General features: G+C 61.3%; 16 protein-coding genes. 13 read left to right on the forward strand and 3 right to left on the reverse strand.

Going from position 1 to position 19,727, the window contains the following annotated elements:
* Nucleotides 1-84 precede the first annotated feature (84 nt).
* Nucleotides 85-660 (forward strand): epoxyqueuosine reductase QueH, encoded by a 576-nt coding sequence (locus ACTQ05_RS01215; RefSeq protein ID WP_441014868.1) that lies wholly within the window; start codon nt 85-87, stop codon nt 658-660.
* 70 nt (nt 661-730) lie between these two features.
* Nucleotides 731-1,942: a tRNA preQ1(34) S-adenosylmethionine ribosyltransferase-isomerase QueA gene (gene queA, locus ACTQ05_RS01220; RefSeq protein WP_441537812.1), complete on the forward strand. Its 1,212-nt coding sequence runs from the start codon at nt 731-733 to the stop codon at nt 1,940-1,942.
* A 399-nt stretch (nt 1,943-2,341) separates the two neighbouring features.
* Here the strand turns inward: queA and ACTQ05_RS01225 are convergent, their stop codons facing one another.
* Entirely contained in the window at nt 2,342-4,114 is a 1,773-nt protein-coding gene (locus ACTQ05_RS01225; RefSeq protein ID WP_441537775.1) for a hypothetical protein, read from the reverse strand.
* A 233-nt stretch (nt 4,115-4,347) separates the two neighbouring features.
* Here ACTQ05_RS01225 and tgt point away from each other — a divergent pair, with 233 nt between their 5' ends.
* The 6 genes from tgt (at nt 4,348) to ACTQ05_RS01255 (ending at nt 11,656) form a co-directional block, all read left to right on the forward strand.
* A complete protein-coding gene (gene tgt, locus ACTQ05_RS01230; RefSeq protein ID WP_441041950.1) occupies nt 4,348-5,487 on the forward strand; it encodes a tRNA guanosine(34) transglycosylase Tgt in 1,140 nt (379 codons plus the stop codon).
* Between the two features lie 265 nt (nt 5,488-5,752).
* The gene (locus tag ACTQ05_RS01235; protein WP_441064235.1) at nt 5,753-6,193 is read left to right on the forward strand and encodes a hypothetical protein; all 441 of its coding nucleotides are present in this window, start codon (nt 5,753-5,755) and stop codon (nt 6,191-6,193) included.
* A 60-nt stretch (nt 6,194-6,253) separates the two neighbouring features.
* Nucleotides 6,254-6,913, forward strand: coding sequence for a tyrosine-type recombinase/integrase (locus tag ACTQ05_RS01240; RefSeq protein WP_441064233.1), 660 nt, complete (start codon nt 6,254-6,256; stop codon nt 6,911-6,913).
* Nucleotides 6,897-9,617 (forward strand): tyrosine-type recombinase/integrase, encoded by a 2,721-nt coding sequence (locus tag ACTQ05_RS01245; RefSeq protein ID WP_441537776.1) that lies wholly within the window; start codon nt 6,897-6,899, stop codon nt 9,615-9,617. Before ACTQ05_RS01240 ends, ACTQ05_RS01245 begins: the two co-directional genes overlap by 17 nt.
* Complete coding sequence (locus tag ACTQ05_RS01250; RefSeq protein WP_441032092.1) at nt 9,610-11,193, forward strand: hypothetical protein; 1,584 nt, start codon at nt 9,610-9,612, stop codon at nt 11,191-11,193. The genes ACTQ05_RS01245 and ACTQ05_RS01250 overlap by 8 nt, the downstream gene beginning before the upstream one ends.
* A complete protein-coding gene (locus tag ACTQ05_RS01255; RefSeq protein WP_441032094.1) occupies nt 11,177-11,656 on the forward strand; it encodes a hypothetical protein in 480 nt (159 codons plus the stop codon). The genes ACTQ05_RS01250 and ACTQ05_RS01255 overlap by 17 nt, the downstream gene beginning before the upstream one ends.
* 15 nt (nt 11,657-11,671) lie before the next feature.
* On the opposite strand, the gene ACTQ05_RS01260 is transcribed toward ACTQ05_RS01255, so the two are convergent.
* Nucleotides 11,672-12,730 (reverse strand): tyrosine-type recombinase/integrase, encoded by a 1,059-nt coding sequence (locus tag ACTQ05_RS01260; RefSeq protein ID WP_441537777.1) that lies wholly within the window; start codon nt 12,728-12,730, stop codon nt 11,672-11,674.
* A 391-nt stretch (nt 12,731-13,121) separates the two neighbouring features.
* On the opposite strand from ACTQ05_RS01260, the gene ACTQ05_RS01265 reads away from it, so the two are divergent.
* Both ACTQ05_RS01265 and ACTQ05_RS01270 read left to right on the forward strand, forming a co-directional pair.
* A complete protein-coding gene (locus ACTQ05_RS01265; RefSeq protein WP_441063024.1) occupies nt 13,122-14,609 on the forward strand; it encodes an ATP-binding cassette domain-containing protein in 1,488 nt (495 codons plus the stop codon).
* Between the two features lie 457 nt (nt 14,610-15,066).
* On the forward strand, nt 15,067-15,825 hold the full coding sequence (locus tag ACTQ05_RS01270; RefSeq protein ID WP_441063025.1) for a TIGR00730 family Rossman fold protein: 759 nt from the start codon (nt 15,067-15,069) through the stop codon (nt 15,823-15,825).
* Here ACTQ05_RS01270 and ACTQ05_RS01275 read toward each other — a convergent pair.
* Nucleotides 15,785-16,171 (reverse strand): DegV family protein, encoded by a 387-nt coding sequence (locus ACTQ05_RS01275; RefSeq protein WP_441063026.1) that lies wholly within the window; start codon nt 16,169-16,171, stop codon nt 15,785-15,787. The two genes, ACTQ05_RS01270 and ACTQ05_RS01275, sit on opposite strands and share 41 nt — an antisense overlap.
* A gap of 156 nt (nt 16,172-16,327) precedes the next feature.
* Between ACTQ05_RS01275 and ACTQ05_RS01280 the strand changes: the two genes are divergently transcribed.
* From ACTQ05_RS01280 to ACTQ05_RS01290, 3 genes are all read left to right on the forward strand, one after another.
* Nucleotides 16,328-16,990 (forward strand): HAD hydrolase-like protein, encoded by a 663-nt coding sequence (locus ACTQ05_RS01280; RefSeq protein ID WP_441063027.1) that lies wholly within the window; start codon nt 16,328-16,330, stop codon nt 16,988-16,990.
* Nucleotides 16,991-17,044: 54 nt separating this feature from the next.
* On the forward strand, nt 17,045-18,481 hold the full coding sequence (locus ACTQ05_RS01285) for a M20 family metallopeptidase (RefSeq protein ID WP_441063028.1): 1,437 nt from the start codon (nt 17,045-17,047) through the stop codon (nt 18,479-18,481).
* 293 nt (nt 18,482-18,774) lie between these two features.
* Nucleotides 18,775-19,710 (forward strand): phosphate ABC transporter substrate-binding protein, encoded by a 936-nt coding sequence (locus ACTQ05_RS01290; RefSeq protein ID WP_441014856.1) that lies wholly within the window; start codon nt 18,775-18,777, stop codon nt 19,708-19,710.
* The last annotated feature ends 17 nt before the right edge of the window (nt 19,711-19,727 follow it).

The raw sequence follows: 19,727 nt of genomic DNA on the forward strand, positions 1-19,727 counted from the left end.
TTTTTGACTGCTTGACGTTAAAAGTAGTCAAAATAGCCCCGTCCCAAAAAGACTACCCTGGGCAAAGATTGGGAGGAGATGTCCATGAAGCCGCTGCTGCTGCATGCGTGCTGTGCGCCGTGCTCGCTTGAGCCGGTTCGTCTGCTGCGTGAGGAGGGGTTTGAGCCCACGATTTGCTGGACCAACCCCAATATTCAGCCACGCGATGAATGGCAGCGCCGCTTGGACGAGCTGCGCCGGTGGTGTGCCGATGGCGACATCGAGCTCATCGAGGCGGGGGAGGACCGCGAGCGCTGGGAGGCCGGCGTGGCCCCGCTGGGCGCCGATCGACCCCGTCGCTGTCGTGCGTGCTATGCCCTGCGCCTGGCCGAGGCATGCCGTGTGGCCCAGGAGTGCGGGTTTGAGTTTGTGGGCACGACGCTCGCCGTCTCGCCGTATCAGTTGTTCGACACCTGCAACGATGTGTTGGAGCGCTTGGCGGCGGCACATGGTCTCACCCCGGTGATTCGCGATTTTCGCCCGTATTATCCCGAGGCCACGCGTCGTTCGCGCGAGCTGGGCATGTATCGGCAGAACTATTGCGGCTGCCGATTCTCGGCCGTCGAGGCGGCCATGGACCGCGCCCGCATCCGCGACGAGCGCAAAGCGTCCAAAAAGTAGTCCTTTTGGGCTGGCAGCCTGCTAGGATGTAGAGCGGATTTTAGCTATATAAGGAGTATTCGACGTGTCTATGCGTACCGATGATTTTGACTACAACCTTCCTGAGGAACTGATTGCCCAGGCTCCTGCCGAGCCGCGCGACTCCTGCCGCCTGCTGGTGGTGGACCGCAAGGGCTCCCAGGCGGGGACGCCGCTGGAGCATGGTGGCACCGTCGAGCACCGCATCTTTCGCGACATCATCGACTATATCGAGCCGGGTGACGTGCTCGTCATCAACCAGACGCGTGTGATGCCGGCCCGTCTTATCGGTCGCAAGACAGGCTCGGGCGGCGTGGTCGAAACGCTGCTGCTCAAGCGCCGCGAGGACGTGGATCCGCTGGGTCACGTTTGGGAGTGCTTGGTCAAGCCGGGCAAGCGCTTAAAGCCCGGCGCTCAGATTGAGTATCGCGCCGGTGGTGCCCATGCGCCCGAGGGTGCTCCCGTGGTGCTGACGGCCGAGGTCGTCGACTTTGTCACCGATAGCCGCGGCGGTCGCCTGGTGCGTTTTGAGCCGGCCGGTTGCAATGCCGCCGGCGAGCCGCGCACGCTCGATGAGGCTATCCATGCTGCCGGCCACGTGCCGCTGCCGCCCTACATTACCGATTACGAGGGCGATCCCGAGAAGTACCAGACCGTTTACGCCATGAAGGAGGAGCACTCAGCTGCCGCTCCCACGGCGGGCCTGCACTTTACTCCCGAGCTCATGGCCGCTATCGAGGCCAAGGGTGCGAAGTTTGCCGCTGTCGAGCTCGAGGTGGGCATCGATACCTTCCGTCTGGTGGAGGAGGACGACCCCACGCAGCACGTGATGCACACCGAGCGCTATCACGTGTCGCAGGAGGTTGTCGACGCCGTGCATAAGGCTAAGGCCGAGGGGCATCGCGTGATTGCTGTCGGTACCACCGCAGTCCGCTCGCTCGAGAGTGCGTTTGACGCGGACGCGCCGGTGTCCGATCCGGCTGTGACGGCGCGCTATTTTGAGGGCCGTAAGGACGGGGCCGACACGCTCGGCCGTGGTGACATCGTGGCGCGCGAGAACGCGACGACGCAGCTCTACCTCATGCCCGGCTCGACCTATCACGTGGTCGACGCGCTGATCACTAACTTCCATGTTCCGCGCTCCACACTCATGATGCTCGTGAGCGCACTTGCTAGCCGCGATCAGATCATGGATGCCTACGCCGCCGCTATCGAGCAGCGCTACCGCTTCTTCAGCTTTGGCGACGCCATGCTCATTTGTTAGTTACGCGGTTCTACGAACCGCGTAACTGCTCGACGCTGCGCGGGCCGCATTTGGACAATCTGACGTTCAACTTCAAGGGCGCGACCAGAAGGTCAGCGCCCTTTCGTTTCACGTCACCTTGCCTCAAATGCGACCCGCTCGCTGTCGCTGGCAAAACATCGGCATTTCTTTGGTTGTCAAGAGATTGCCGTTCTGGCGGGTTTTCGCTGACTTCGCCAAAACATTGGCGTTGCCGTGGTTCAACCTGCCAAAAAGGGACAGGTTTATTTTGGCAGGTTTTATCTGGGCAAACGTTGTTGGTGCAATGGGGACTGCTTTATATGCACCAAGTTGGTGCAAAGTAGCCTGGCCCCTTTGCACCAATCAAAACGTTGCGGTGAGTGTTTTTTGGCAGCTGGTTTACTTGCTCGCGAACAGCCAGATTAGGACGATCACGAGGATTACGGTGACAATGCAGACGATTGCGCCGGTGAATTTGACGCGTGAGTCACGGGTGCGCTCGCGCACGTCGTTCTCGGCGGCTTCGAGCTGAGCCACTTCGCGCTCGGTTTCGGCACGCTCGTCCTTATCGCGAGCCAGGGAGCCCGCGAGCGATTCGGTGATCTCGGGATGGTTGTGCACCTCGGTCGCCTGCTCGATGATCGACTGCGCATGCGCGACGTCCGCCTGGGCATTGGCGATAGCCTGCTCTTGCTCTTGACGCGCTTTGTCCTCGGTGACGATCTTCTCGCGTAATTCGCGCTGGCGCGTTGCAGCGGCCGCCTTTGCGGTCTGCAGCTCGTCGCGCGCGGCATCGGCCTCGGCCGTCACGGCCTGATGGGCGCGCTTGGCGTCGGCGATGGGGGCTTGCGCCTGCTCGACGGCGTGCTCGGCGGCTGCGAGCGAGTGCTCAAGATCGGCGGTGATGCGCGGGACATCTTCCTCGGCTTTGCGCAGGGCATCAGCCGTGTCGGAGATCTGCATCGAAAGCTCGCTGGTGCGCACCGTATAGTTGGCGGGATTTGCCGAGGGATTGCGCTGCAGCTCGGCATACTCACGGCGCAACGTTTCGAGTTGAGCACGCGTGGCGTCGACGGTTTGCTGCGCTGCGGCAACGCCGGCGTCGCGCTCGGCCTGTACCTTGTCGCGGATGCGCTTGGAATCCTCGAGACGTCGTACGAGGCGGTTACCGGTCTCGCGCGAACTCGCCTCGCGAGCCTCTACGGCATCGAGTGCGGCTTTGAGACGCCGCTCGGTGGCGTCGTCCTCTTCTTTTATTTGTTCGAGCTGCGCTTTGAGCTCTGTTGTCTTGGCGGCATGGGTATCGCGGCCGATTTCTGCCGCCGCGGCGGCCTTTTGTGCCGTGTCGATAGCGTGGCGCTGGTCGGCGACAATCTGGTCGTAACGCCCTGCGATATCCTGGCGCGTCTCGAGCTCCTCGGTCTGATCGGAAATGCGCTGATCAAGTTCGGCCAGGTGGGCACGAGCGTCCGCGAGCGCCTTCTTTGCGGCGTTCATCTCGCGCATGGCAGAGGCGCCCTGGGCGATAAAAGTGCCTACGGCGTTTGCTGTATTTGAGACGGCGGTTCCCAGATCGCGGCTGGCTGCAGGGGCGTGTGGAGCGGTCGGGTGACCGGCGTCGGCCGTACCCGCATCGGGCGCCTGCGACGTGGCGATATTGCCGGTGCCACCCTCGATCACGGAAAATCCGGCAGTGTGCGGGTCAACTGCATCTGCGCCAATTGTAGGGTGCTCGAGCTGTAAGAACGAAGGTACGGTGCTGCCTTGGTCGGCAACGGGGGTCTCGCCAGGCACGAAGGTCGATGCGGCCTCGGCGGCCTTCTCTTCTTCGGCGTCCACATCGGCGTCGGCCACGGCGTCTTTCATTGCTTTGACGGCATCCATCATGGAGTCCATGACGGCATCGAGCTCTTCTTCCGAAGATACCTCGATGGGGCCTGCCGCCTGTGGCGCGGGGTCCGCGTCGGGCTCGGCGTCGTTCGACTCCGGTTGCTCGCCTTCGTCATGCTCGACAGTATCGCCTGTGTCTGTTGCCTTATCCGCACCGGCGTGCGCATCTTCGGCGGATGCATCGACGGAAGCGGCGACGCAGGTAGGAGTGCTGCAGTCGTCGACGGCGTCTGCGGAATCATCAATATGCTGCTGAGTCTGGGGGTCCAGCTCGTCTGTCATAGGCATGTGCTCCTCATCGTTGATTGTCACCCTATGATAAAGTCTCGCGCCGGCATCCCGCGCGCCGCAGCAAAGTTTCAAAACGTGTTCGATGGCTCGCTTGGATAGCAAAAATTCGGCCGCTCTATTCAGTTTGCGCTTGACATTCCCTTCTCCGAAAGACGTTATGCCGTTCACCTGCCGCGGTCTTTATAATGGTTTGCGTATGAACCGCAACCAAGGAGTTCCAGTTTATGGACCAGAGCCTATTTAAATTCGACCTGATCGCCGAGGATCCGACGACGCATGCGCGTGCCGGCGTGCTGCACACTCCGCACGGCGACATCGAGACGCCGATCTTTATGCCCGTGGGCACCAAGGCAAACGTCAAGGGCATTCCTACCGAGACTGTCAAGCAGCTCGGCGCCCAGATCGTGCTCGCCAATACCTATCACCTGTCCATGCGTCCCGGCGAGGACACCATCGCCGAGTTGGGTGGTCTGCACAAGTTTATGAACTGGCATGGCCCCATCCTCACTGATTCCGGCGGTTTCCAGGTGTTCAGCCACAACGACGCCGTCAAGCTCACCGACGAGGGCGTGCGCTTTATCGTCAACGACTACGACGGCCGCCACGTGTTCTGGACGCCCGAGGACAACATGGAAATCGCCATGAAGCTCGGCTCCGACATCTGCATGCAGCTCGACCAGTGCCCGGGCTATCCCGCCACGCGCGCCTACGTTGAGCGCGCCGTTGAGCTGTCGAGTATGTGGGCCGAGCGCTGCTATAAAGCTCATACCCGCGACGACCAGGCGCTCTTTGGCATCGTTCAGGGTGGCATGCATCTGGACCTGCGCCTGCGTTCGCTGCGCCATCTGGAGGAGTGCGGTGACTTCCCCGGTTACGGCATTGGCGGCTACTCGGTGGGCGAGGACCACGAGACCATGTTTGAGACGCTGGCACCGCTCGCGAGCGAGTACATGCCCAAACATAAGCCGCGCTACCTGATGGGCGTCGGCAACCCGACGACGCTCGTGCGTGGTGTAGGCGTGGGCATCGACATGTTCGACTGCGTGCTGCCGACGCGCACCGGCCGCATGGGGACGGCGTTCTCGAGCGAGGGTCGCCTTAACTTCCGCAATGCCCGCTTTGCGCACGACGACGGCCCCATCGATCCCACCTGCACCTGCCCGGTGTGCACGGGCGGCTACAGCCGTGCGCTCATTCGCCACATGGTCACGCAGAAGGAGATGCTCGGCGGCATTTTGCTTTCGATGCACAACATCTACTACCTGCTCAACCTTATGCAGCGTGCCCGCCAGGCCATTATCGAGGGCCACTACGGTGCGTTCGTGAGCGACTGGATGAACAGCCCCGCGGCAGTGGATTACTAAGAGCTGCGGGTGCGCTTACGGGGGCGCTCGCGCGGTGTCGAGGCTGCGTGCCAATCGACCGTGCGTAACCGGCGCCGGGCATCGCATGCGTCGGCATCGGTTGCACGACCTCTGACCGATGCCTTGCAAGCGTTTGATGCATCTACCATTTTATTATGTATTTCAGATACTAAGATTTATTTTTAGTCGTTGATAGGTCGAGCACTTATTGTGATGTTTAACTAAGCGTTATCCAGTGAATTGATGTTTGTTCAGGTGACAAAAAATGTTTGCCGTTGAAAAATGCCTCTACCCGAAGGCCGACGGGGGAACGATGGACGGCTGGATCATCAACCATCCGGACGCCTACCCCTTCTGGGCCAACAAGTTCCTCCACAAGATGAGCATGGGCTCGCCCCAGACGGCGAGGCAGTACGCCTACAAGCTGTGCAAGTACCTCAACTACCTGCAGGACTGCTGGCACATCGGCTACGCCGACGCGACCGCCAAGCACCTCGCCGGCTTCTTGCGCTTCCTGCAGTTCGGAAACGTCATCCCGTTCGTCGGCGCAGTGGAGGGAAAGAGGTCCGGCTTCACCGTCAGGGGCTACTACACGGTCGTGGCCAGCTTCTACACCTTCCTGCGCTCCCAGGGCAAAGACATCAAGATGGAGGTCGCAGAGGAGCGAAGCGGGGAGAACCCGCACTCCTTCCTCTACGGCCAGTGAATCGTGACCACGTCGCCGCGCTATGTCGCCGAGACGTCCTTCGCCAGCGGAAAGCCTCCTGTGGACTACGAGAAGTGGTACACGGACGAGCAGGTCGACGCAATCCTCAGCAACTTCCGCACCTACCGCGACAAGGCGGTCTTCTCCCTCTCGCTCGACGGCCTTCGCATCGACGAGATCCTCTCCGCCCAGATCGACCTCTACCGCGCAGACGAGGGCACCTTGAAGCTTTTCCGCAGCAAGGGAAGGCGCGAGGGCGAGGGGCGCGTCTGCGTCTTGTCGGAGCGCTCGCGGCGACTGCTGGAGGAGTACCTCTACAACGAGCGCAGCGCCGTCGAGGGGAAGCTGATCGATTCAGGGTCGCTCATACCGACCGAGATCTTCCTCAACCTGCGCGAGCGCGAGGGCAGCTTCGGCAAGCCGATGGCCTACCACAACGCGCTCGAGATCATCAAGCGCGCCGCCAAGCGCGCCGGCCTCGACCCCGCCAAGGTGCGCACCCACTCCGGCAGGAGCACGAAGATGGAGGAGCTCCTCAGGCAGCAGGCCCTCGACCCCGCCTCCCTTACCGACAACCAGATACTCGACATCATGGGCTGGAAGAGCATGGAGTCTGCCGAGCCCTACAAGAACAGGCAGGACAGGGTGACCGCCGTCGAGAACTGGAAGAGGCTCGAAGCAGCCAAGGAACAGAGGCGCGCCGATGATCAGGCAACCTGAGGAGGCGCTCGAGCACATCAGGGACAACTCCGGGGGTGCGAAGCGCAGCAACAACTACACCCATGTCGCAGACACGGCGACGGTGAGCGACTTTGCTGCCTTGGCCGCCTGCGTGGAGTCGCGCACGCCGCTGCCCTCCTGCGAGGGCTTGGAGGAGTCGCTGAAGGGGACATATAGCTATGGGACCCTGTGTCGTCTTGCCCTGACCTCCATGTTCTCGGAGGAGGAGCTGAGCGACTACTTCCTCGACGTGCTCGTCTCCATGCACGAGGACGAGGAAGCCTGGGAAAAGCCCGGCATAAAGAAGCTCTGCAAGGTGATAACCGGGTTGACCTACCAGGTCAGGGACTGCGTTAACCCCCTGATACGTATCTTTGGCGAGACGTACATGGAGCGCTTCTACACCTATCACCGCTTCCCGGTGCAGATCGGGGACCGCGCCGTCGAGGCCGTCAGACGACGTGAACCCCTCGTCGAAATCCGCAGGGAGTTTATCGAGAAGTACTGCAGCCTTTCCCGCAATAACTTCTTGCAGTGGTTTGACAACTGCGTTGTCGAAGAGGTCGGCGAGGAGGAGTTCGCGGCGTATGTGCGCGACATGGCAGAGAAGTATGCCTCGGGGCTGTCCGATCGCAACTACCGACACTTCACCTACCCGCGCCTGACCGCGTACATCTTCGGGTTCTCCTGGCGCCCTGTCGGGAGGTGCCGAAAGCGCAAAGCGAGGGGGCACGGCAAGCGGTGGGACTATCGCAGGCTGCATGAAGTAATCGCTAGGGAGATGTTGCCCTACACGTACGCTGCGTACGCTACGACCTCTAACCGGACCGCCGTATATGAATTCCTAGATCTCAGCGCGGAGGAACGCGCCTATTACGACGAGAAAGCTGTGCGGGTTGACAAGAGCTCCGTCCCTGCTGGACTGCTTGTCGCAGGTGACTCCCAGTTGCCGGCACCGGAACTGCCAGGCGGCGTCAGCTTCGAGGAGCTCCTGGGCGCATACGATGCGTTCTTCGCCGGCAGGTACCTGGCCCCCGACTCTCCGAGGGGGCCGATCTTGCCCCTCCACAGATTCCGTCGCGACTTCAAGGAGCATTTGGAAGACGAGGACGTGAGGAAGTTCGCGGCGTTCAAGAAGGTGCGGCAGACCCCCACCCTCGCAAACGCTTTTGACGAGCACCTGGAGAACAAGATCGCCGGCCTGCGCAGGTTCATGTTCGACGGCAACGCCGACGAGGTGGCCAGCGACAAGTCGGAGGTGTGGTTCTACTTCCCCAAGGGGGAGACGTTCTCAGGCAGGCGGCTCGACTTCTCCGTGCTGGACGGGACGGGTTTGTTCCAGCAGGATGCGAGGGAGTATCTGAGGTTCCTCTACCAGGATGCATGCCAGCGCGCGAGCTCTGACCATCGCGCGTTGGCGCGCATCCCGGCTGCGATGGCCGATCTGCTAACCGTGCTCTCCTTCCTCGTCGGCGAATACGGCATCACCTGCCCAGAGGACGTGGGCGAGCTGCATGTCCTCGCCGCGCTCTCGCATATGAGCAAGGATGGCTATGCACCCGGCACGCTCAAGCATCATCTGACCAGCTGCAGGAGGTTCTTCCGGCACCTCGTCGCTCGCGGGCGCCTTGACACGGACCCGACCGCGAACCTGACGGTCAGGAGCGGCTCTGACTACTCGAGGGCGACCCCGGATATCCCCGAGGACATCCTGGTGTTCCTCGAGGAGCACGTCGACGAGCTTGGGTCGAGCGCCTGCAAGCTGATGCTCAAGCTCGCGATGGAGACCGGGTGGCGCCTCTCCGATATCAAGAGCATCCGCGTCGAGGACATCACGGCCGAGGACCCCGCCAGCGGCATGCCGCAGGTGAGGGCGAGGTCCCCCAAGACCGCGGCATCCAGGATCAAGCGGCGCCTCGGCGACAAGATCTTCGCCGTCATCTCGCCAGAGCTGCACGGCGAGATCGAGGCCTACATCGAGGAGACCTCCGCCCTCAGGGAGATGTACGGGGTCGAGACGCTCTTCTTCTGCATCACCAACGGGGTTAAGACCGAGTTCCCCGCGACGACCTTCAACGGAGCGATCAACAGGCTGCTCGAGCGGTACGGCATGCAGTCGATCGACGAGAGTTACGACACGTTTTGCTCCAGGCAGACGCGCAAGACGGTCGCCGTCGAGCTCATCACGTCGGGTGCCACGCTTACAGACGTGCAAAAGCAGCTCGGCCACGTCGACTACAGAACCACCGAGCGCGTCTACGCCGAGGTGAGGATGAGGAGGCTCGCAGAGCTGAACAGCGAGTTCTTCCAGCAGAAGTTCAACCTCCTGATCGAGAGCGGCAGGCTCGACCTGTACACGGAGGAGGAGCGCCGCTGGCTCTACGTCGACTTCTGCACCAACCGCCGCAACGTGGAGCTGGGCGTGTGCTCCAAACACCCCTCGGAGGGCAGGTGCGCCGACCTCGGCAACATCAGCTGCGCGTCCTGCCCCAAACTGTGCACGGGAAGGGCCTTCCAGGGGCGCTGGGAAGAGCTCTGCGAGGACTCGTCGAGGCTGCTGGCGCAGTTCGAGGCCAAGTACGCGGAGCTGGACATCCCGATGGACGAGTACGAGGGCTACACCGAGTACGCGCAGGAGAGGGCCTTGAACGAGCGCTACAGGGCCGTGCTCGACGCCATTGAGGAGGGAACGCAACATGCCTGACAGCCTGCTCTTCCCCACATCCGGGTCCGCGGCCCTCGAGCCGGTCGTCCTCTCCAACGCCGTGTCCGTCACCGACGAGCAGGCGGCCAAGATGCTCTCAGACTACTGCTCTGCCTCGAGCTTCAGCGACGACGTCTGGCAAGCCGACAAGGTGAAGCCCGACAAGAACGTCAAACCGAGCTCGCGCAACATATATTTCACGGGTATCTCGAACGAACACCTCAAGAAGGAGGCCAAGAGATGGGCGCTGACGAGGCTCGTGAAGGGGCGGGACCCCGCTGCCATCAGCTCAGACATCTGCATGTCCATCAAGCACTGCGCAGACTTCATCCCCGACGATTGCAAGAGCTTCGCAGAAGCCCCGCCGGAGGCGCTCGCCTCCTTCTATGCCTACCTCTTCTCGGGAGAGCGGAAGACCACCCTGAGAAAGCGCCTGCATTACTGGCACGCTCTCGAGGCATTCGCGAGGGAGTCGGGGTTCACCGACATCAGCTCCGCCATGCAGAGGTTCGTGCTGGAGAGGGCCCCCGCCTACGTCAAGAAGGAGGACAAGTACATCCCCGACGAGGTGGCCGGCCAGCTCGACGTCATCTTCATGAAAGACGGCATCCCGCTGGTCTACAGGTGCATCTACTGGATGCTGCGCCTGATCCCCAACCGCGCCACCGAGGTCCTCAGCATGACGGTCAGGTGCCTGAAGCGGCTCGACGCGGACACCTACACCCTGACGATCCCGTCCTTCAAGCAGTCGGGACCCTACGTCCCGAGCGACATCAAGCTGATCGAGGTCAGGTACGAGGGCATGGGGAAGCTCCTCGTCGACCTGGTGGCAGCCCAGAGGGACGAGGTGCTGGCGCACCTCGGCGAGAATGCAAGGTGGCTTTTCACCTCGCGGGCCTACAGGCTCATAAGGGACCCGAAGACGGGGGAGAGATGCTATAGGACTCACGGGTCGGCATTCAAGCCGAAGAACCTTGGAAGCTGCAACCGCTTCTTCTCGCGGCTCTGCAAGTGCAGGGGAATCGTCGACGAGCACGGCGAGCCCTACTCCCCGACGACGCACCAGTTCCGCCACAACGCCGTCAGCGACCGCATGAACTCGGGCCTCTTCCGCGCCATCGACCTGCTGCCGCTCACCGCCCACCACAACACCAAGATGATCGAGCAGAGCTATACCCACACTTCCGTCAAGGACCTGCGCAAGGACGACCCCGTCGTGTTCAGGGGCAGGATCATCAACACAGACGACCCTGCCCGCTTCGACAGGATCCTGTCGAAGCCCTTCGCCAAGAGGGTCCACAGGATCGGCCTGTGCTCGGACGCAAGGGGCTGCAGCGCCGACAGGTCGAGGTGCCTCCGCTGCAGCTACCTCGTCCCCGACGCCGGCGACCTCGACTACTATCAAAGCGAGCTCGACGACTGGCGCAGCAAGCAGGAGAAGGCTCTAAGTTGTGGCAACGATGTCTTCGCGGAGCTCTGCGGTGTTTGGATAGACGCATACAAGACGCTGATCCAGCGCGTGCTGAACGCGATTAGCGGCGAGGACCTGGAGGTCTCTGATGAAGCAGCCCAGTGAGAACATGCAGAGGATGTACGCGGCGAAGAGGGAGAAGACGCTGGCCCTCATCCAGGGAGCCATCGACGAAATCGAAGAGGACCACCGCATCGTCACCAAGAAGGAGCTCATGGCGCTAACGGGGCTGAGCTCGGGGACGTTCAGCCAGCAGCACGTCAAGGAGCTCCTGGCGAAGAACCAGGTCTGCCAGTTCAGGCCGCTCGCAAAGGTAAGCCAGAAAGGGAACCTCGAGCTGAACAAGGACGCCGAGATAACCAGGCTGTCAAGGGAGCTCCAGAGGGCGCAGTCGCGCCTGCAGGACCTCGATATCGCCCTCGACAAGAGCAGGAAGCAATCGAGGAAGCTGAAGGAGGAGAACGCGGAGCTCCAGCGACAGCTCCTGCTGCTCCGAGGCAAGTACCAGCAGCTGCTGGAGTACCTGGAGGTGCTGGGGAGCGACCTCTCGGGCATTCCCCTCGCATGACGCGGCCCCGGCCTCCTAGTCGTCGAGGAGGCCGTCGACAAAACGCTCCGGAGCTTGGCTCACGCGGTCGACGTTGTGGGCATAGACCATCGTGGTCGTCAGGTTCGTGTGCCTTGCGAGCGCCTGGGCCTGCTGCAGGCTGGCGCCCCCCAGCAACGCGAACGTCACCGCGCTGTGCCGGAAGCTGTGGGTCGTGAGCCTCTCGCTGTCGAGCCCCGCCGCGCGCAGGGCCTCCTTCGCAATCTGCCGTATGCTGCGCGTGGACAGCGGCTTCCCATATGTTTTGTTGGAGAGGCTGGCGAACAGCGGCGAGTCCTCCCCGACGACCTCGCGCCCCTCGCACCTGCGCGCTGCCAGGTAGTCGTAAATGGGTCCTAGAGTCGCATCGGTCAGCACCACGAGCGCGTCCTTCTCGACCCTGCCCTTGCCCTGGACGAGCAGAATCGTCTGATCGCCCCTGTTGCGCAAATCACCCAGACGGCCTCGCGTGACCTCCACCGAGCGTAAGCCGACTCTGATGAGCAGGTTCACCAGCGCGAAGTCGCGCTTGGCCTGCAGCGTGTCGCCCTTCAGCACCTGGAGCACACGCTTGGCCTGCGCCGGCGTCAGCGCGTCCTTGCGGTGGATGTTGCCCACTAGCTTGACCGTCTTTATGTCCGCGGCCACGTTCGGGTAGGCTCTCACGGACTCGAGCCATTTGAACAGGCTCTTGACCGCGGTGAGGTAGGTGCTCGCCGTCGAGGGCCGCACCCTCGCCAGCATGTCCTGCTTGTAGGCGAGGATGTCTCCCCTGGCGAGGTCTGTGATCCCTCGCTCCTCCTTCCACGCGAAGAAGCCCCTCAGGGTCCTGCGGTAGGTCTCCTTCGTGGTCTCGGCCAGCTCGGCCTCGACTAAAAAGCGCTCGAGCAGCATCTCGACGTCTGCGCTCAGGGCCACGGGACTCGAGGGCTGCTGCGTCGCTGTTATGAGTTGGTTCTGTGTTTCGTTTCCGTTCCCGGGTATGTTCTGCACATCGTGCACCACCTTCTTAATTATCTTCAATAAAGATAACACGGGAGGGGGCTGCAGTGCCAACCGCCGCCTTCGGCCATGCTCTGGCGGGTTGCGGGAAGGGCAGGCGTTTCTGTGTGATGCTTTCCAGCATCAGGCGCCAGCTAGAGGGAGCAGTGCCACGCAGTCTCTCCGCTCTCAGCACCAATCAGCACTTGGGTGAAGCGACGAGCCAAGGGAAATCACCATGCTATAATCCTAGATATCAATCATCCAGCGGGGCCTTTGGCAAGCGCCGCTTCGAGTTAGGTCAGGTTAGATGAAGAACTAGCGATGCCCGTTTCGGGTACCCCATACGACCATTCTGTACATCCGGTCGCGCTTCAGGGTGCCGCATCGCTTCAGTGCCTTCTCGTTCCGAATCCATACATCGCGTGCCTGGCCCCTGCGCGACCTCCTCTCAAAGGAGCTCGCCATGCAACTGAATCTCACTCACATCAGCTATACCTACCCCGGTACGGCATCGCCAGCCATCGAAGACGTCAGCGCCACGTTCCCGACGGGATGGACGGGCATCATCGGCGACAACGGATGCGGGAAGAGCACGCTCGCCCGTATCGCCGCCCGCGTTATTACACCCGATTCCGGGACGGTGAGCCCGAATCTGTTCGCGTCGTATTGCGAGCAAGACTCGACCCAAGAGCCAGACAAGCTCTTTGATCTCGCATCGGATTGGGGCAAGGAGGCGCAACGGGCAAGGGCGCTGCTCCGCATCGAAGACGACTGGTTCTGGCGCTACGACACGCTCTCGGGCGGTCAGCAGAAGCGGATCCAGATCGCATGCGCCCTCTATGCACAACCGGATGTCCTCATCATGGACGAGCCGACCAACGACCTCGATGCCGCCACGCGCGACATCGTGAAGGAGGCGCTGGCTTCGTTCGGCGGCATCGGCATCCTCATCTCGCACGATAGGGATCTGCTCGACGGCCTTGTGGGCCAGAGCCTCATGTGCGAGGGCGCGCGTTGGACCATGCGCCCCGGCGGGTACTCGAAGGCAAGCGACCAGGCGGCGAGCGAACGCGCCTCTGCGATGAGGGATCGCGAGCAAGCCTCTCGTGAAGCTAAGCGCCTGAAGGCAGAAGCCCAGCGCAGGAGCGAAGAGGCGGCACGTCAGAAGGGCAAGCGAAGCAAGCGCGGCTTGAGCAAAAAAGACAGCGACGCTCGGGAGAAGATCGGACGCGCCATAGTCTCTGGAAAGGACGGCGTTGCAGGGAAGCTCTCGTCCAAAATGAGCGGGCGGCTCGCAAAGGCCGAGGCAGAGCTTTCTGAGAAAACCGTCTCGAAAAGATACGACCATCGTATCGGCGAGTTCGGCGTCGCTGCGCGCTCAAGTTGCGTGGCGCACTTGGAGGCATCGCGACTGTCTGCTGGCGAGTTCTCGATAGATGTGCCGGAGCTCTGGATCTCGCCAACGGATCACGTGGTGTTGACCGGTGCGAACGGAACGGGAAAGAGCCTGGTGGTACGAAGCGTCATCGAATCTGTTCCTGATAATGTCAAAGTTGCGTACGTTCCCCAGGACGTCGGGCCAGAGGAACGCGAGCGAGCACTGAGGCATCTCCGAGACCAGGACCAGGAGACGAAAGGTCGCATCCTCTCCATCGTGGCGCGGTTGAACTCCGACCCTGACAAACTGCTCGATGGCGACGATTTGAGTCCTGGCGAACTCCGCAAACTCATGCTTGCTGAACAGCTTGTTACGAATCCCAACCTCCTCGTACTCGACGAGCCGACGAATCATCTTGATGTGGGTTCTATTGAGGCGCTGCAGGAGATGCTGAGCGGTTTCTCTGGCGCGTTACTGTTGGTTACGCATGATAGACAGCTGTCGGAGGCAGTCACGCAGATTGGCTGGGAAACTATTCAAGGTGAGAGCCTGATGAGATTGCTGGTCGTCTAAACAATGGGTTTTATAAAAGAGCCTTGTCGGGTGGATTTGCAGCTTCAGTTTGCAATTATTGTTTAACTCCGCGTGGGTAGTCGCAAGCGGCTTGCTCGTGACGACAGCGACTATTGCCAAAGGGTGGACGCAAGCGGTTTGCTCGTGATGACAGCGACTATTGTTATCCTGTGGTTGCAAGTGGCTTAAAGGTGATGACAGAGTCGTGGAGTTCGACACCAAGATGAAAGTCCCATCAAAGTCACCGTCAAATATCTAGCACGGACAAACAAATAAGGACTCATAGAAACCCTTGGTCGGTGTGCTAACATGATTACAGTGAGTAAATAAGTCTTCAATAACACTAAGCCATTACATAATAAAACGTGGGTACCATACCGAATGGTTGATGTTCGGGCGGGTGTTTGACGCATGGCGTCGACCCCGCCCGTTTCTATTTTCGATAGGAGTATCCCCCATGATTAAGAATGAGAACGTCGAGGGCGAGCCGGCCTACAACGAGACGTACCGACGCGGCCCCGTGGTTATGCGCGGCCCTATGATTCCTAAGGACAACACCTACGCCAACCTGCTGGCGCCCGAGGACTCGACTGGCTGGTTGCACGCCGACCCGTGGCGTGTGCTGCGCATTCAGGCCGAGTTTGTCGATGGCTTCGGCGCGCTTGCCGAGCTCGGGCCCGCGGTGACCATCTTCGGCAGTGCCCGCACGCCCAAGACCGATCCGCTCTACAAGGCGGCGCGCACGGTCGGCCGCAAGATCGCGCAGCGCGGCGTGGCGGTTATCACCGGCGGTGGTCCTGGCATTATGGAGGCGGCCAACAGGGGAGCGGCGAGCGCCAACGGCAAGTCGGTCGGCTTGGGTATTGAGCTTCCGCACGAGCATGGGCTCAACAAATACGTGAACCTCGGCATGGACTTCCGTTACTTCTTTGTGCGCAAGACCATGTTTGTCAAATACAGCTCGGGCGCCATCGTGTTTCCCGGTGGTTTTGGTACGCTCGACGAGATGTTTGAGGTGCTCACGCTGGTGCAGACGCACAAGGTCAAGCGCATGCCGCTTGTTTTGGTGGGCAGCGAATACTGGCAGGGCCTGTTCGACTGGCTCAACGGCCCGGTGATGGATGCCGGCATGATCAGCCCACTCGATCCAGACCTCGTCCACATCACCGATGACCTCAACGAGGCCGTCGATATTGTCCTGAGCGGGCTGATGTAGGGTAGGTAAAATGGGACGGGGCTAAAAAGACTGGTCTGAAACGTTTGATATCAGTCTTTTTGGCCCCGTCCCAAATGAACTGCTTCCAAGTTGCGGTGGAATAGGGATTGGTTGGCGACGATGCGCTTGGCGCCACGACCCTTTTTGATCGCCTTGATCTCGCCCGATTTCCACTCCGGCGAAACGGCCAGGCGAATATTGAGCATCTGCGTGAGCTGGCCTGCACCTGGTCGAGCAGGTCTTCGCCTTCGATAATCACATGAAGCGGAATCACGTAAATGCCGAGCTCTTGGGCGCGGGCGGGGGAGATGCCCGACGTGGAGTCGGTTATGATGGCAAAAGACATAATTGCACCTTTCGTTGGGGCGTGACGGCGCCGCCTTCTGAGAGCAAAGTGCGACAAGTATAGTAGAGTCGTTCCACATTACTAGGTTCAATTGTTGAATAGTCAACAGTTTGAAGTGTCGGTGTGGAAATCGTCAACTGGGGAAGAGGGATGTCGATGGAGGCTCTGGAGATATGCAAGCGGTCGGTCGTGCTGTTTGATTTTGACGGCACGGTGGCCGATACGGGCCGGGCGGTGATGACCTCGACGCGTAAAACGCTGGCTGCGCGCGGGTTTTCTGAGGCGCAGATGGGTGACCTGCGCCGCATGATCGGGCCTCCGTTGTGGAAGAGCTTCCACGACTTTTACGGCTTCTCGCGCGAGGAGTCGCTTGTGGTGGCCGACGAGTACCGTGCCTTTTTTGATGAGCTGGGACCGGAAGAGTACCCCGTGTTCGATGGAATTCCCGAACTGCTCGATGGCTTGGCCGCCCAGGGGCATCACTTGGCCGTGGCGACGTCGCGCATGGAGGCAAAGTGCATCGACATGGTGGGCGAGCTGGGGCTTTCGCAGTTTGAGGCGGTGGTCGGTATGAATCCGCCGCAGGGGCGCGAGACCAAGGCCGATTCGGTTCGCGATGCCCTGGCGGCGCTCGGCGCGACGGCGGACGATGCCGTGATGATCGGCGACCGCTTTAACGATGTGGAGGGCGCGCACGCAATGGGCGTGCCGTGCATTGGCATCTATTCGGGCGCGGCGGTGCCGGGCGAGCACGAGGCGGCGGGCGCCGATGCAGTGGTGCACTCGGTGGCCGAGCTTGCTAAACTTTTCGCCATCTAATGACGTTATGCGAGGGGCGGGTGTGGCCGTCGCTCATTGGTAAGGAGGTCGTCCATGAATCAGGTGGAACAGAGCGTTACCGAGTATGTCGACGAGATCTGGGAAGATGTCGTTGCCGATATCGAGCAGCTGGTGAGCTATCCGTCCGTGGCCGTTGCTGCCCATGCGGAGCCCGGTGCGCCGTTTGGCCGCCCGGTCCGTGATGCGCTCGATTGTGCGCTCGGCATTGCGCAAAAGCTCGGCTACCAGACGAGCGACGACGAGGGCTATGTGGGCATCGCCGACATTCCCGGCCGCGGCGATAAGCAGCTTGCGACCATCTGCCATGTGGATGTGGTGCCCGCCGGTCCCGGTTGGAACACCGACCCGTTTGCGATGGAGCGCCGCGAGGGCTGGCTGCTCGGTCGTGGCGTGATCGACGACAAAGGCCCGGCCGTGTTGTCGCTCTACGCCGGTGCCTACCTGATCAAGCACGGCATTGTGCCGCGCTATACCTTCCGCGCGCTGCTGGGCTGCGATGAGGAAGTGGGCATGTCCGACGTTCACCATTATCTGGAGAACCACGCAGATCCCGACTTTTTGTTTACGCCCGATGCCGAGTTCCCGGTCTGCAATGCCGAGAAGGGCCAGTTTGGGGCGACGTTTGTGAGCTCCAAGATCGACGGCGGGCGCATCGTATCGTGGAGCGGTGCCGAGGCGAGCAACGCCATTCCGTCGCAGTCTATCTGCGAGCTCGCGATTGCCGCCGATGAGCTGCCGGCGCCCGTTGAGAACGCCGACCGCCTGGAGATCACGGCGCTCGATAACGGGCATGCGCAGATTTTCGCCCACGGTATTGGCGGTCACGCTTCGATGCCCGAGGGAACGATCAATGCCGTCGGCCTCATCGTGGCGTATCTGCGCGAGGCCGAGGACGCGTTTGGTGCACGCGACGAGCGTCTGCTGACGCCCGTCGAGCACGAGTTTGTCAAGTTTCTGACCTTTGTACATGCGGATGCCTATGGCCGCGGCCTGGGTATCGACGCGACGAGCCCGGCGTTTGGCCCGCTCACGTGCAACCCCGGTGTTATCCGTGTGATGGATGGCCATATTGAGCAGGTCATCGACGTACGTTTCCCCGACAGCACGAGCGCCGATACCATCTGCGAGCAGCTCGAGCCGCTCGTGGGCCGCTTTGGCGTGACGTGCCGTGTGGGTCGTGCAAAGGTGCCGTTCTCGGTGTCCGCCGACGATCCGGCCGTGAAGGCGCTTATTGATACCTATAACGAGTTTACGGGCAAGCATGCCGAGCCCTTTGCCATGGGCGGCGGCACGTACGCGCGCAACTTTGCCCGCGCCGTGTCGTTTGGCCCCGAGGAAACCGGCCTGGAGCTGCCCGCATGGGGCGGCCAGATGCACGGCCCCAACGAGTGCGCCAACGAGGAACAGCTCAAGCAGGCGCTCAAGATCTATATTGTTGCGATCCTCCGTTTGAATGAATTAGAGCTTTAAGGTTACGCGGTTTCCTAATCTAAGTTGCGATGGAATAGTTCCTAGAATGGGCCATTTGATGGCCAAGCAGGAACTATTTCACCGCAACTTTGTTTTTATTGGTGTAAAAGGCAGGCCATGCTTGGGGGCGGGTTTGTTATTCGTCTGTAAAGCCGAGTCGCGCTCGCGGTAAGGGTCTATCAAATGCCCGTAAGAATCCGCAGTTGGCGCGGGCACCGCCCGATCGAGGCCGTATCTTTCCAAACAGCAAAGCGGGCAGGGTGCCCGCGAGTCGCATGTATGAAAGGAAGATCATGCTCGATCAGGCTTATTCTCGTCGTCAGTTCCTCGGCCTCGCTGGTGGTCTTGCCAGCTTCGTGGGCCTCGGCCTCGTTGGTTGCGGCGGCGCAGGCGCTTCCAACGCCGCCGACAAGGGCAGCGCCGCTGCCGAGTCCGTCTCCGGCGAGGTGACCTACGACGGCGCCTCCTCGTTCCAAGCTCTCGTCGAGGCCGCTGCCGAGAAGTTCATGGACGCCAACCCGGACGTCTCCGTCTCTGGCTCGGGCAACGGTTCGGGCAAGGGCCTGACCGCCGTTGCCGCCGGTACCGTTACCATCGGTAACTCCGACGTCTTCGCCGAGACCAAGCTCGAGGCCGACCAGGTCAAGAACCTCGTCGACCACGAGGTCGCCGTCGTGGGCATGGGCCCCGTCGTCTCCAAGAACGTGAAGGTCGACGACTTGTCCCTCGAGCAGCTCAAGGGCATCTTCTCCGGCCAGATCACCAACTGGAAGGAGGTCGGCGGCGACGACGCCACCATCGTCGTCCTCAACCGAAAGGCCGGCTCCGGCACCCGCGCCACCTTCGAGGCCGCCGTCTTTGGTGACGAGGCCGTCGACTTTAAGGGCGACGCCGAGCTCGACAAGTCCGGCGACGTCCAGACTCAGATGGCCAGCACCGACAACGCCATCTCCTACCTCGACTTCTCGCACTTCGACGACTCCAAGTTCAACGCCATCAAGGTCGAGGGCGTGGAGCCCAAGAGCGCAAACGTCACTGACGACTCCTTTAAGATCTGGGCGACCGAGCACATGTACTGCGCAAAGGACGCCGACGATGCCACCAAGGCCTTCCTGGAGTTCATGCTTTCCGAAGACGTCCAGGGCAAACTCGTCGAGGAGCAGGGCTTTATCCCTGTCTCTGCCATGAAGGTCGTCAAGGACGCCAGCGGCAAGGTCTCCGCTAAATAAGTAATCGCCCCGGAAAG

The organism is Collinsella sp. LCP21S3_A9 (genome assembly GCF_052118785.1).
Taxonomy (GTDB): domain Bacteria; phylum Actinomycetota; class Coriobacteriia; order Coriobacteriales; family Coriobacteriaceae; genus Collinsella.

Coding starts and splice junctions, on each gene's coding strand:
- ACTQ05_RS01215 (WP_441014868.1), top strand. CDS start 85: ATGAAGCCGCTGCTGCTGCATGCGTGCTGTGCGCCGTGCTCGCTTGAG.
- queA (WP_441537812.1), top strand. CDS start 731: ATGCGTACCGATGATTTTGACTACAACCTTCCTGAGGAACTGATTGCC.
- ACTQ05_RS01225 (WP_441537775.1), bottom strand. CDS start 4,114: ATGACAGACGAGCTGGACCCCCAGACTCAGCAGCATATTGATGATTCC.
- tgt (WP_441041950.1), top strand. CDS start 4,348: ATGGACCAGAGCCTATTTAAATTCGACCTGATCGCCGAGGATCCGACG.
- ACTQ05_RS01235 (WP_441064235.1), top strand. CDS start 5,753: ATGTTTGCCGTTGAAAAATGCCTCTACCCGAAGGCCGACGGGGGAACG.
- ACTQ05_RS01245 (WP_441537776.1), top strand. CDS start 6,897: ATGATCAGGCAACCTGAGGAGGCGCTCGAGCACATCAGGGACAACTCC.
- ACTQ05_RS01250 (WP_441032092.1), top strand. CDS start 9,610: ATGCCTGACAGCCTGCTCTTCCCCACATCCGGGTCCGCGGCCCTCGAG.
- ACTQ05_RS01255 (WP_441032094.1), top strand. CDS start 11,177: ATGAAGCAGCCCAGTGAGAACATGCAGAGGATGTACGCGGCGAAGAGG.
- ACTQ05_RS01265 (WP_441063024.1), top strand. CDS start 13,122: ATGCAACTGAATCTCACTCACATCAGCTATACCTACCCCGGTACGGCA.
- ACTQ05_RS01270 (WP_441063025.1), top strand. CDS start 15,067: ATGATTAAGAATGAGAACGTCGAGGGCGAGCCGGCCTACAACGAGACG.
- ACTQ05_RS01275 (WP_441063026.1), bottom strand. CDS start 16,171: ATGTCTTTTGCCATCATAACCGACTCCACGTCGGGCATCTCCCCCGCC.
- ACTQ05_RS01280 (WP_441063027.1), top strand. CDS start 16,328: ATGGAGGCTCTGGAGATATGCAAGCGGTCGGTCGTGCTGTTTGATTTT.
- ACTQ05_RS01285 (WP_441063028.1), top strand. CDS start 17,045: ATGAATCAGGTGGAACAGAGCGTTACCGAGTATGTCGACGAGATCTGG.
- ACTQ05_RS01290 (WP_441014856.1), top strand. CDS start 18,775: ATGCTCGATCAGGCTTATTCTCGTCGTCAGTTCCTCGGCCTCGCTGGT.